The sequence below is a fragment of the Pelagerythrobacter aerophilus genome (assembly GCF_003581645.1).
Taxonomy (GTDB): Bacteria; Pseudomonadota; Alphaproteobacteria; order Sphingomonadales; family Sphingomonadaceae; genus Pelagerythrobacter; species Pelagerythrobacter aerophilus.
In genome coordinates this window covers 455,469-467,288 of record NZ_QXFK01000019.1, presented here as the reverse complement: position 1 = coordinate 467,288, position 11,820 = coordinate 455,469, and the positions used below count along the sequence as shown (strand labels likewise).

Genomic DNA, 11,820 nt, shown 5'->3' with positions numbered 1-11,820 from the left:
TTTTGTCGGATAGCTGGCCGGCCCTGTGGGGCCGGTCAGTGCCCGGCCATCCAGCCGATCGCCATCAGGAAGAAGCTGATCGCAATCCACGCGAACAGGCTCAGCGCCAGCATGCGCCAGAGTGCGCCGAAGCGGCTCGTGCCGTAGGTGCCGCGGATCTGCCGGTACATGTGGTACGGCGCATAGAACAGCAGCAGTCCGCCGATGCCCGGCATGCCGAAATAGAACAGCAGGCTCGAGACTGCCGCCAGCGCGATCATGAAGGCGATCGAATAGGTGGTGAAGACCGTGTGGTCGTAGCCCTTGAAGCGGCGCGCGAAGGGGAACAGCAGCCAGACGAACGGCACGCTCAGCGGAATGAGCATCCAGCTGAACTTGTAGGCATTGGTCTGCAATTTGTAGATCGTCAGCTGCGGGTTCGCGGCCGCCTTCTCCCACGCCGCGGTGAGGGCGTTGCCTTCGGGTAGCGGATTGTTCTCGAAGCCTTCCCTGAAGTTCGTCTCGAACTCGCTTCCGACTCCGCCGATGACCATTTCCAGACCCTGCTGGTCATCCTTGAGCTCCGCGATGCGCTCGTCGATCTCGGCCAGATCGGCGGGATCGTCGAGGTTCCGCTCGCGCTTGTCCTGCAGTTCGGCCAGCTCTTTCTGGTTGGTGGCATAGGCCGACTTGACCTGCTCGATCCCGCTAACATCGGGCGCGAACGCCGTCGATCCGCCCAGCGCACTGAAGAGGGCGTAGCTCAGGAACACCACGAACAGGAACAATGCGATCGGGCTGACGTAGCTGGCGCGCTTGCCGTCGATATACTCGCGGGTCAGCTTGCCCGGCTGCCACACGAGCAGCGGCAACGTGCGCCAGGTCTTGCCTTCGAAATGAAGCACGCCGTGCAGCAGGTCGTGGAAGAAGGCGCGCAGTGTGCGGTGGACGTGCGCCCGCTGGCCGCAGTTGTGGCAATGCGGCCCGGCGAGCGGGGTGCCGCAGTTGAGGCAGACGCTCTCATGCGTGTGACCCGTGGCGCCGGGGGTTGCTTCCCCGCCGCCCGGCTCGACCACGCGCGCCGCCAAAGCCCCGGTGGCGATCTCCGCCATTCCCTCGCCGATATCCCCTGTCATGCGGCGCTTCTAGCCGTGCGGTGCGATCGAGGGAAGCACGCGAACGGAATACGAAAAGGGCCGCCCTTGCGGACGACCCCTTCGAAAGTCGCGGAAGGCGGTTTAGCCCTCGTAGTCGGAGCCGATCGAGGTCGAGCGGGTCGGAGCGGAGGCGGTGATGCGCAGCGCTTCGGCCGACTGGCTCAGCGAACCGATTTCGTCCGCCTCGTCCTCGTCGTCGGGCAGGATCTTCTGCAGGCCGGTGACGAGCGATTCCTTGAGTTCCTTCGGCCGCACCGTCTGTTCCGCGATTTCGCGCAGGGCGACGACCGGATTCTTGTCGCGGTCGCGATCGACGGACAGCTCCGCACCACCCGAGATTTCCCGCGCGCGCTGCGCGGACAGCAGCACGAGATCGAAACGGTTGGGGATCTTGTCGACACAATCTTCGACGGTAACGCGCGCCATGTGGCACTCCGATGTTTGCGAATGGGTTGTTCGGAAAGCGTGCCAGCTAGGCGGCCAGGGCGCGAAAGTCAAGGATTTGCGCCCGGGCGCGGCACGCCCTAAGGCTGCGCGATGGCCGGTGCGCAGACCTCAGGCGATATTGCCGATCGTGCCGCCTTCACCGATCCCGATCCCTTCTCGATGCACGCCGGTGGGCAGGATCTGACCTTCTATCCGGGGGGCAAGGATCGGCGCGAGGCGCTGTTCGCGATGGTCCGCGAAGCCAGGCGCTCGCTGAAGCTGTGCTTCTACATCTATGCCAAGGACGAGGTCGGCACCGCGCTGCGCAATGCGCTGATCGAAGCGGCAGGGCGCGGCGTCGACGTCACGCTGATTCTCGACGGCTTCGGCGCGGCGGCGGGCGACGCATTCCTCGCCCCCCTGCGCGCCGCGGGGGGCACCGTCCATTGTTTCAGCCCGCGCTGGACGCAGCGCTATCTGATCCGCAACCACCAGAAGATCGTCATCGCCGACGACGAAAGTGGGATGATCGGCGGCTTCAATATCGAGGATTCCTACTTTGCTCCGCCCGACGAGGACGGCTGGAACGATCTCGCCATCCGTATCGAGGGAACCGCGGTGAAGGGGCTGACCGACTGGTTCGCGCGACTCAGCGGCTGGTGCGACGTCGACGACCACAAGTTCCGCTCCATCCGCCGCGCGGTGAGGACCTGGGACTGGGCGGAGGGCGGCGCGCGCTGGCTGGTGGGCGGACCGACCAACGGCCTTTCCACCTGGGCGCGCTGTGTCAGCGAGGACCTGCTGGAAGGGCAGCGGCTCGACATGCTGATGGCCTATTTCTCCCCGCCCACGCGGCTGCAGCGGCGGATCGGCCGGATCGCGGCGAAGGGTCAGACGCGGCTGGTGATGGCGGGCAAGAGCGACAACGCCGCCACCGTGGGCGCGACCCGATCGCTCTACAGCTACCTGCTGCGCAAGGGGGCGCGGATCTGGGAATTCACGCCCTGCAAGCTGCACACCAAGCTGATCGTGCTCGACGACGTGGTCTATCTCGGCAGCGCCAACTTCGACATGCGCAGCCTCTATCTCAACCTCGAGCTGATGCTGCAGATAGAGGACGCCGCGCTGGCGGAGCGGATGCGGGAGTACATCTCGCATCACATCGAAGCGTCGGAGGCGATTACGCCGGCGCTCCACCGCAAGCGCGCGACGCTGTGGAACCGCGTGCGCTGGAACATCGGCTGGCTGCTCGTCTCGGTGATCGACTATACGGTGACGCGGCGGCTCAATCTGGGCCTATAGGCAACTTACGGACCCCCGGCGCCGTCCCGCGCGTTGGTGGCCGAAGGAGAACTCCATGCGAATTGCGATCCTCGGCGCGGCCCTTGTGCTGGCAGCCTGCGGCGACGCCGGTGAACCGACTCGGGAGCCGGACGTTGCTGAGCCGTCTGCCATGCCGGCCGTCGAACCGTCGGCGACGCTGGAAGAGCTGGGCGAGGACGATATTCGTGCTGCCCGGCTCGAGGGCGAACTCGCCTGCGCGTTCCGCCGCAGCGACGGGCAAGTGCCGATCTTCCTCGGGCGTGGCAATGTGCTCGACGAAGTCGGCGCAGTGGCCGCCGTGAAATATGGCGGCTCGGTACAGCGGCTCGAGATGGAGGGTCGGGGCGGCTACGACGCGATGGCGGATGGCGCGCGCTTCGGCGGCCAGGGGCTGACGTTGACGATCGCCAGGACAGGTGAGGCGCCGATCGCCGAAGAGCCGCAGGCGGCGATGGAATCACCGATCTATCCCGCGACGCTGACTTTCACCGGTCCTGGCGAGGCGAAGCGGGTGATCGAGGGCTTGTTCGAATGCGGGCCGTGAAGCCCTAGTCGTATTCGCCGGTGCGCCGGTCTTCCTCGGCCAGGTCCGAGAAGCGCGTGATGCGCGGTTCGAAGCGCAGCCGCACTTTGCCGGTCGCGCCGTGGCGCTGCTTGGCGACGATCAGCTCGGCGAGGCCGAAGACGCGCTCCATTTCCGCCGCCCATGCGCTGTGCGCCTCGTGCGTCTTGGCATCATCGCTCTCCACCGGACGTTTCGGTTCGCGCGCGGCGACGTAGTAGTCCTCGCGGTAGATGAACCAGACCATGTCCGCGTCCTGCTCGATCGAGCCCGATTCGCGCAGGTCGGAGAGCATCGGCCGCTTGTCGTCGCGCTGCTCGACCGCACGGCTGAGCTGCGAGAGGGCGATCACCGGCAGGTCGAGCTCCTTGGCCAGCGTCTTGAGGCCGCGGCTGATCTCGGAGATCTCGTTCACGCGGTTGTCGCTGGCGCGCCCGCTGCCTTGCAGGAGCTGCAGATAGTCGACGACCACCAGGCCGATGTCGTGCTTGCGCTTCAGCCGCCGCGCGCGGGTCCGCAGCGCGGCGATGGTGAGGGCGGGCGTGTCGTCGATGAATAGCGGCAGCTCGGCGAGGCGCTGGCTGGCGAAGCTCAGCTTCTGGAACTCGTCGCGGCTGATCTTGCCCATGCGGAGCGCTTCTGAGCTGATCCCGGCCTGCTCCGCCAGGATACGGGTGGCGAGCTGGTCGGCGCTCATTTCCAGGCTGAACAGCGCCACGCCGGCGCCGACCGACTTGCCCTCCTCGATCTGGTCGCGCCGGTCGCGCAGCAGGCGGTCGGCGCAGTTGAAGGCGATGTTGGTTGCCAGCGACGACTTGCCCATGCCCGGACGGCCGGCGAGGATGATGAGGTCCGAATTGTGGAGGCCGCCGCACTTGTCGTTGACCGAAGTGAAGCCGGTCGTCTTGCCCGAGATGTGGCCGCCGGAATTGATCGCCAGTTCGATCATGCCTAGCGCCTTGTTGGTCGCCATGCCGAAGCTCGACGCCTCGCTCGTGCTCGAGGCGCCTTCGGCGACGCGGAACAGGTCGGCCTCGGCCTGTGCGATGCGGTCCATCGGGGCGACGTCCTCGCTCGTGTCGAGCGCCCCTTCGACCAATGTGCGGCCGACGCTGACCAGCTCGCGTAGCAGCGCCAGGTCGTAGATCTGCTGGGCCAGTTCGCGCGGGGCAAGCAGGCCCTGCCCGTCCGCGGTGAGCTGCGCGAGATAGGTGATCCCGCCCAGTTCCTTGAGCGCCTCGTCAGCCTCGAAATAGGGCTTGAGCGTCACCGGCGTGACCACCGCGTTGCGGTCGAGCAGCGTCAGCACGCGCTCGTAGATCCGCTGGTGGACGGGCTCGAAGAAATGCTCGGGCCGGACCGCGACGGGGAGTTCCTCGATCACCCGGTTGTCGATCAGCACCGCACCGAGGAATGCCGCCTCCGCCTCGATATTGGCGGGCAGCGCGCGCCCTTGCGCGGTATCCGATTCGGGGCGGGTCAGGAGGTCTTGTTCGGCCATCGGCGGCCTTGTGCGCAGGGCTGCGCAGCGATGGCAAGTGCAGCGGTACCAACGCCGCTTGTGGATAGTGGGGATGACGCTCGCAAAGGCGCCGGGTTCTCGCGAATCCTTTATGCCGCTGCCACCGCCGGATATATTTCCGGTCGTCATATTCGATGCTTGCCCCGGCCCCTTCGCATCTGCGAAAGCGCGAGGGATCATGCCCGCTCCCGACAATCCCTGGCGCATCGCCCACATCGCGCTCGATCAGGACACGATCCTGTGGCGCAACGCCGATGTCGAGCAGGAACGGCGGGTCGCGATCTACGATCTGATCGAGGAAAACACGTTCAAGCCGCTGCGCGCGGTGGAGCGGGGCCACGAAGGGCCCTGGCGCCTCAACCTTGCAGTGCACGACGGGCGGCTTGCGCTGGACATTCGCGACATGGCGGAAGCGCCGGTGGAGACGATCGTTCTCGGCCTCGCCCGTTTCCGGCGGCCGATTCGCGAGTATTTCGCGATCTGCGACAGTTATTACCAGGCGATCCGCAAGGCGACCCCGGCGGAGATCGAAACGATCGACATGGCCCGCCGTGGCATCCACAACAACGCGGCCGAGCTGCTGCTCGAGCGGCTCGACGGCAAAGTCGAAACCGATTTCCCCACCGCACGGCGGCTGTTTACCTTGATCTGCGTCCTCCATATCAAGGGGTGACGGGGGGCCAATGGCACGCAAGGCGAGACGAATCGGATGGCGCACGCGCGCGCTCGGGCTACTGCTGCTCGCCGCGCTGGCGGGCGGCGCATGGCTGTGGTGGGACCTGCAGCGCTGGCGGCCCGACGAGACCGCGTTTCCCGATCAGGGCGCGCGGATCGGCCCGGCCGACGGCGCGGTCAATTTCCGCACCTTGCGCGCGCTCGGCGCAAGCTTCGTCTATATCGACGCGAGCGACGGCGCCAAGGGCCGGAACCTGCACTTCGGGAACCAACTCGCCGAAGCGCGCGCGGCGGGGCTGCAGGTCGGGGCAGTCCATCGATTCGACCCCTGCACCATGGCGGACGGGCAGTCGGCCAACTTCGTCACCATGGTCCCGCGCGATCCGGCGCTTTTGCCGCCGGCGATCGAGCTGTCGCGCATCGCGCAGGAGTGCAGCGAGCGCGTCGGCGATGCTGCGGTCGAGAGCGAATTGATGACGCTGATCAACCAGATCGAGATGCACGCGGGCAAGGCGGTGATCCTCAAGGTCGATCCGGGTTTCGAGGAACGCTATCATCTGGCGGGCATGCTCGAACGCCACCTCTGGCTCACCCGCACCCGCTTCCCGCCCGAATATGCCGGCCGGCCGTGGCTGCTGTGGACCGCCAGCACTTCGCTGCAGACCGAAGCTGCCGAAGGGCCCCTGCGCTGGGTGGTGGTGCAGCCTTGACGTTTTCTCCGTAGGATCTCGGAATGACAATGACCGACGACGACCTCATCGCCGCCGCCCGCGCCGCGGCTGATAAAGCCTATGCGCCCTATTCGCAGTTCCCGGTGGGAGCCGCGCTTCGTTTTGCCGACGGCAGCGTGGTGACGGGGGCGAATATCGAGAACGCCAGCTACGGCCTCGCGCTTTGCGCGGAGACGGTCGCGGTGGCGAAGGCAATGGCGGACGGTGTGCGCGGGGGGCTGGAGGCGGTGGCGGTGACCGGGCCGGGCCGCGAACCGCTCACTCCCTGCGGGCGCTGCCGGCAGGTTCTCAACGAACTTGCCGCGCTTGGCGGCACCGACCCGGAGGTGCTCTGCGTCGGCCCGAATGATGTGCGCCGGACCAGGCTTAGCGCGCTCCTGCCCGACGCATTCGGGCCGGCGAGCCTGAACTAGCTTCGAGCAGGAGGAGGCCGCCCGTTGCCGGACGGCCTCTCGTTTGCGTCAGAAGCGGACCCCGAGGCTCGCCACGGCCTGATCGGTCGTGGCGTCGCCGTAGGTGCCGTCGGCAATGTCCTTGTAGCGCGAGCGGCGATATTCGAGGCGTCCTTCGAACGGGCCGGGCAACTGCACCTGGACGCCGCCGCCGAAGCGCAGGCCGCCGGCATTGTCGTCGAGCTCCTCGAGCGAACCCGAGGAGGTGAAGGCCTTGGTATCGAGCGAGGTGTAGCCGATCTTGCCGTAAGCGGCGATGCCCGGCGTCAGCGCGACGCCGGCGCGCGCGCCGATGTAGTACTGACCGTCGGCGTCCAGTCCGTCTCGCGCGCCCGAGAAGCTATCGGGGAAAGTCGTCGAACCGCCGCTGGTCGAAAGCTCGCCCTCGACTCCGACGAAGGCGCTGCCGAGGCTGAGGTCGTAACCGGCAGTGATGCCGTAAACCGCCGAGTCGGCGTCGGCGCTGACCGAGTTGTCGGCCGATTCGACTTCGATCCCCTCGTAGCCAGCGATGGCGCCGACATAGAGACCGCCAGGGGCGGCATTGTCCTGCGCCATGGCGGGCGCGGCGACGAAGCCTGCCCCGAGGGCGGCCAGGGCAAAAACTCTTTTCATTGCTTGTCCTTTCGCGTGCGTTGACATGCACGCTCGCCGGTTCAGCCCGCGCATCTTGCCCGGGCATGAACCAGCGGATGGCACGAGCGGGCGGTGCGACGGATCGCCGCCGCGTTCCGGTCAGTCGGCGCCCTCGAGCCACTCCAGCAGAGCGCCCAGGCAATCGCGGCCCAGTTGCTTGCACCGCTCGGGCGACCAGTTCTGATCCGGATCGGGCATGTCGTCGTTGTCTTTGTACGGCATCTCCAGCGTCATCGCGGTGCAGCCGAAGCGGTGCGCGACCTGGGTCGTGCTCATGCTCATGTTCGCCTGGCCCGGCTTGGAGACGGCGTAGCCCTTCTCGGTCTGGAAATCGGGCGTACGGCGTTCGAGGATCGCGCGGTAGCGGGTGAAACCGGCGAGATGCTCGTCGGTCAGGTCCGGAATGCCTTCGTAGCCGGCGACGAACACGGCGGGAATCGCCTCATCGCCATGCACGTCCATTGCGAAATCGACGCCGGTCTCATCCATCGCATTGCGGATGGCGAGCACTTCGGGCGAGTTCTCCACGGTCGGGTTGTCCCACTCGCGGTTGAGGTTCACGCCCTTGGCATTGGTCCGCAGATGGCCGCGGCGCGATCCGTCGGGATTGCTGTTGGGCACCACGTGGAAGCGGCAGCGGGCGCGCAGCGCACGGGCGACCGGGTCGGCGGGGTCGGTCAGGCGTTCGAGCGCGCCTTCCATCCACCACTCGGCCTGCGTTTCGCCGGGGTGCTGGCGCGCGTAGAGCCAGACCTGCTTGTCGCCATCGCCCATCTCGAGGCAGTCGATCGGCTGCCCGTCGAGGCTGCTGCCGAGGCAGCGGTGGGAGACGCCCTCGCTCACCGCGCATTCGGCGACGAGGTCGTGGTGTCGCTCCATCGAGTAGGGCGCGAAATAGGCGAACCAGGCGATGTCGCTCGCCGGCGCATAGCGCACGGTCAGCGTGCCGCCATCGGCCTGCTTGTCGTAGCTGGTCGAGGCGGTCGCCCAGTAATCGCGGTCTTCGCTCACCCGGCAGTTGTAGCCGGGCCAGCCGAGCGGATAGGCCGAGCCTTCGAGCCCGGTGATCTTCAGCACCAGCTCTCGTCCCGCCGCTCCGCTGGCGCGGAAGTGGAACCATTGCTTGAACTCGGACAAGTGGTCCTGGCGGATCGCCAGGGTGGCCTCGGCGCCGCTGACCGACAGCACCTCGATGTTGCCGCTGTCGAAATTGCTGTCGATCCGGATATCGTTCACTCGCTAACCCTTACTTCTATCGTTTCGCCATTGTTGCCCGGGAAGCCCCGAAACAGCGCATCGGCGATGGCCGAGGCGTTGGCAGTGGTATCGGCATATGGTGAATTGTCACTTACCGAAAATTGCGCACGGCCTTCCCAAAGTGTCGCGCCGCTTTCCTTGTCTTTTATCATTACGCCGATCCGTGTGTCGAGCATCTCGCGCGGTCCGCCCCCGCCGAGGTTGATGCCAACTCCGAGCCCGACGCCCGAGCCGTAGCTGCCGGTCGACCCGCCCACGCCGACGTTGACGGGGGAGCGTTCGCGCCCGTTACGGCCGGAGACGAAGCGCTCGACGCGCACTTGCGCCACTTGCGTTGCCGCGGCGCGCGAGGCTTCGCGGTAGCCGATCTCCTCCAGCTCGCGGGCGATCGCCTGCTTGTACGGAGCGAGTGCGAGCGAATCGCTCTCCGCTCCCGGGGCGCTCTCGACGAAGATCGTACCCTGCCCGAGCCGCGTCTGCGCGGTGGGGTCGAGGAAGCGGGTCACTTCGACCGGACTGGTGACGGCTGGGGTGGTGCATGCGGAAAGGGTCGCCAGCGCGGCAGCGGCGGCGATCGCGGCGGGAAGGGTTCTCATCGGCGGGGCTCCTTCATCGGTCGCGCCATCAACGCGCGGATGCGCCCATCTGTGCCCGGCGCGCGGCAGAAGCAAACGGTTCGTTTACCTTGCATGGCCTAGCACGGCTCCATGGAATCCAAGCCCCCCGTCCTGGTGACCGGCGGCGCCGGCTATATCGGCAGCCATGCTGTGCTGGCGCTGCTCGACGCCGGCTGGCCGGTCGCAGTGATCGACAACCTTTCGACGGGGTTTCGCTTCGCCGTGCCCCCGTCGGTGCCGTTCTACCACGGCGACGTAGCCGACGGTGCGCTGGTGGCGTGCATCTTCGCGGAGCAGGGTACCCGGGCCGTCATGCACTTCGCCGGATCGGTCGTGGTGCCCGAATCGGTCACCGATCCGCTCAAGTACTACGACAACAACACTGCGAAGAGCCGCGCGCTGATCGCCGCAGCGGTTGCGGCGGGCGTGCCGCATATGATCTTCTCCAGCACCGCGGCGACCTACGGCATGCCCGAGGTCTCGCCGGTCACCGAGGCGACGCCGCAGAACCCGATCAACCCCTACGGCTGGTCGAAGCTGATGACCGAACGCATGCTGGCCGACGTCGCCGCCGCGCACCCGATCAACTACTGCGCGCTGCGCTATTTCAACGTGGCCGGCGCCGATCCGCAGGCGCGCAGCGGCCAGTCGACCGCCGGAGCGACGCACCTGCTCAAGGTCGCCTGTGAGGCGGCCACCGGCAAACGCAGCCATGTTGACGTGTTCGGCACCGACTACGCCACCGCCGACGGCACCGGCGTGCGGGACTACATCCACGTCAGCGACCTTGCCGCGGCGCACGTGCTCGCGCTGGAGGCGCTGATTGCGCAGCCCGGACGTTCGCTGGCGATGAACTGCGGCTATGGCCGCGGCTTCTCGGTGCTCGAAGTGCTCGATGCGGTCGATAGGGTCACCGGCGGCAGGATCGAGCGTCGCTTCGGCCCCCGCCGTGCGGGCGATCCGGGGGCGCTGGTCTCCGACCCGTCGCTGATCCGCGCCACGCTGGCGTGGGAGCCCAAGTATGCCGATCTCGAACAGATCGTGTTCCATGCGCTGCAGTGGGAGCGGATGCTGGACGAAGTGCATCGCGAAAGCTCCGATGCCGCGCCGCTACGCGTCATGCCCGCGGCCTGAGCGCGCTTGACTTTGCCGCCTGCCGCCCTTAGGCGCGCGGCTTGATTTTCCGGCATCGGGGGACGATCTCCGGTGCCGATTTCATTTCCCGGGAAAGACCAATGAAGATCCGCAACAGCCTCAAGTCGCTCAAGGACCGCCACCGCGATTGCCGCGTCATTCGCCGCCGCGGGCGCACCTACGTGATCAACAAGACCAACCGCCGCTTCAAGGCCCGCCAGGGCTGATGTCGGCCGCGCCGCGATTCGTTCGCGGCCGCGATGGAGCGAGAGGCCTCCGCGAAAGCGGGGGCTTTTTGCATGTCCGATAGGCAGACGAACCAGATCGACGCCGTCGTTTTCGACGTCGGCCGCGTGCTGATCCAGTGGGATCTGCGCGCGCTGTTCGGTAAGCTGATCGAGGATGCCGAGGAGCTCGACTGGTTCCTCGCCAACGTCGTGACCGAGGAATGGCACTTCCAGCACGACGGCGGCCGCCCGCTGGCGGAAATGGTGCCGGAGCGGAAGGCCGAGTTCCCCAAGCATGCCGCCTTGCTCGATGCCTATGCCACGCGCTTCCTCGAGACGATTCCCGGCCGCGTCCCCGGTACCGACGCACTGGTCGAGCGGCTGGCCGAGCGCGGCGTGCCTCTGTTCGCAATCACCAACTTCGGCGCCGACTTCTGGGCGCAGTTTCGCCCTACCGAAGCCCTGCTAGACCGGTTCGCCGATATCGTGGTTTCGGGCGACGAGCGGATCGCCAAGCCGGACGCTGCGATTTTCGCGCTCGCGGCGGAGCGATTCGGCCATGCCCCGGAACGCATGCTGTTCATCGACGACAACCGCGCCAACGTCGATGCGGCCGCGGCGCTGGGCTGGCAGGTCCACCACTTCACCGATGCCGGAACGCTCGAGCGTGACCTTGCGGCACGCGGCCTGATCTGAAAAAGGCCCCCGGCGCGTGCCGGAGGCCCTTGCAGTTACCACCCTGTGATGGAGAGGACGGGGTGGAGGATTACTTGTTGCAGCGGGCGAGGTCTTCAACGTCGAGCGCTTCGCCCTTGGCGGTGAAGCCGGTCACTTCGCCGAGCTCGCGGGCGACGCGCTGGCAGACGACGACGGCGCGCGAGTTGCTCTTGGCTGCGGCGCAGTTCGTGCCTTCGCACTGCCAGGCGACGCCGCTGATGATGTTGGTCCGCTCGGCTGCGGGTGTGGCGAGTTCGGCGGTGTAGAACGCGGCGCCGTTCGCGTGGGCAGGCGTGGGCGCCAGGCCGGCGCCGAGGGTGAGCGCGCTGCAGACAAGCGCCAGCGAGGCGGTGCCGGCGTTGCGGAGGAGGGGAGAGGAGAGATTCATCGATCTGGTCCTTTTGC

At 67.0% G+C, this 11,820-nt stretch carries 15 protein-coding genes; 8 read left to right on the top strand and 7 right to left on the bottom strand.

Features of this window, described 5'->3' with window-relative positions:
• Positions 1-35: 35 nt before the first annotated feature.
• Positions 36-1,115, bottom strand: coding sequence for a DUF3667 domain-containing protein (locus tag D2V04_RS16055; RefSeq protein WP_119514708.1), 1,080 nt, complete (start codon positions 1,113-1,115; stop codon positions 36-38).
• A 102-nt stretch (positions 1,116-1,217) separates the two neighbouring features.
• A complete protein-coding gene (gene rpoZ, locus D2V04_RS16050) occupies positions 1,218-1,562 on the bottom strand; it encodes a DNA-directed RNA polymerase subunit omega (RefSeq protein ID WP_119514707.1) in 345 nt (114 codons plus the stop codon).
• Positions 1,563-1,673: 111 nt separating this feature from the next.
• Here rpoZ and D2V04_RS16045 point away from each other — a divergent pair, with 111 nt between their 5' ends.
• A complete protein-coding gene (locus D2V04_RS16045; protein ID WP_119514706.1) occupies positions 1,674-2,864 on the top strand; it encodes a phospholipase D-like domain-containing protein in 1,191 nt (396 codons plus the stop codon).
• A 55-nt stretch (positions 2,865-2,919) separates the two neighbouring features.
• Positions 2,920-3,429 (top strand): hypothetical protein, encoded by a 510-nt coding sequence (locus tag D2V04_RS16040; protein ID WP_119514705.1) that lies wholly within the window; start codon positions 2,920-2,922, stop codon positions 3,427-3,429.
• Positions 3,430-3,433: 4 nt separating this feature from the next.
• On the opposite strand, the gene D2V04_RS16035 is transcribed toward D2V04_RS16040, so the two are convergent.
• Positions 3,434-4,948, bottom strand: a complete 1,515-nt coding sequence (locus D2V04_RS16035) for a replicative DNA helicase (RefSeq protein ID WP_119514704.1) — start codon at positions 4,946-4,948, stop codon at positions 3,434-3,436.
• 199 nt (positions 4,949-5,147) lie between these two features.
• Here D2V04_RS16035 and D2V04_RS16030 point away from each other — a divergent pair, with 199 nt between their 5' ends.
• From D2V04_RS16030 to D2V04_RS16020, 3 genes are read left to right on the top strand one after another with little or no spacing between them, the layout of a single operon-like run.
• Positions 5,148-5,642: a UPF0262 family protein gene (locus D2V04_RS16030; RefSeq protein ID WP_119514920.1), complete on the top strand. Its 495-nt coding sequence runs from the start codon at positions 5,148-5,150 to the stop codon at positions 5,640-5,642.
• Between the two features lie 10 nt (positions 5,643-5,652).
• Positions 5,653-6,354 carry a glycoside hydrolase family 25 protein gene (locus D2V04_RS16025; RefSeq protein ID WP_119514703.1) on the top strand — a complete coding sequence of 234 codons (702 nt, stop codon included), beginning with the start codon at positions 5,653-5,655 and terminating at the stop codon, positions 6,352-6,354.
• Positions 6,355-6,383: 29 nt separating this feature from the next.
• The gene (locus D2V04_RS16020; protein ID WP_119514702.1) at positions 6,384-6,788 is read left to right on the top strand and encodes a cytidine deaminase; all 405 of its coding nucleotides are present in this window, start codon (positions 6,384-6,386) and stop codon (positions 6,786-6,788) included.
• 48 nt (positions 6,789-6,836) lie between these two features.
• On the opposite strand, the gene D2V04_RS16015 is transcribed toward D2V04_RS16020, so the two are convergent.
• From D2V04_RS16015 to D2V04_RS16005, 3 genes are all read right to left on the bottom strand, one after another.
• Positions 6,837-7,442, bottom strand: coding sequence for an outer membrane protein (locus D2V04_RS16015; RefSeq protein ID WP_119514701.1), 606 nt, complete (start codon positions 7,440-7,442; stop codon positions 6,837-6,839).
• A gap of 120 nt (positions 7,443-7,562) precedes the next feature.
• Entirely contained in the window at positions 7,563-8,699 is a 1,137-nt protein-coding gene (locus D2V04_RS16010; protein WP_119514700.1) for a M14 family metallopeptidase, read from the bottom strand.
• Positions 8,696-9,316, bottom strand: a complete 621-nt coding sequence (locus tag D2V04_RS16005) for a DUF4136 domain-containing protein (RefSeq protein WP_119514919.1) — start codon at positions 9,314-9,316, stop codon at positions 8,696-8,698. Before D2V04_RS16005 ends, D2V04_RS16010 begins: the two co-directional genes overlap by 4 nt.
• Before the next feature lie 111 nt (positions 9,317-9,427).
• Here D2V04_RS16005 and galE point away from each other — a divergent pair, with 111 nt between their 5' ends.
• The 3 genes from galE to D2V04_RS15990 all read left to right on the top strand — a co-directional run bounded on the left by galE (position 9,428) and on the right by D2V04_RS15990 (position 11,394).
• Positions 9,428-10,471 carry a UDP-glucose 4-epimerase GalE gene (gene galE / locus D2V04_RS16000; RefSeq protein ID WP_119514699.1) on the top strand — a complete coding sequence of 348 codons (1,044 nt, stop codon included), beginning with the start codon at positions 9,428-9,430 and terminating at the stop codon, positions 10,469-10,471.
• A gap of 101 nt (positions 10,472-10,572) precedes the next feature.
• A complete protein-coding gene (gene ykgO, locus D2V04_RS15995; RefSeq protein WP_029941846.1) occupies positions 10,573-10,698 on the top strand; it encodes a type B 50S ribosomal protein L36 in 126 nt (41 codons plus the stop codon).
• 72 nt (positions 10,699-10,770) lie between these two features.
• Entirely contained in the window at positions 10,771-11,394 is a 624-nt protein-coding gene (locus D2V04_RS15990; RefSeq protein ID WP_119514698.1) for an HAD family hydrolase, read from the top strand.
• Between the two features lie 70 nt (positions 11,395-11,464).
• Here the strand turns inward: D2V04_RS15990 and D2V04_RS15985 are convergent, their stop codons facing one another.
• On the bottom strand, positions 11,465-11,803 hold the full coding sequence (locus D2V04_RS15985) for a CC_3452 family protein (protein ID WP_119514697.1): 339 nt from the start codon (positions 11,801-11,803) through the stop codon (positions 11,465-11,467).
• Positions 11,804-11,820 lie beyond the last annotated feature (17 nt).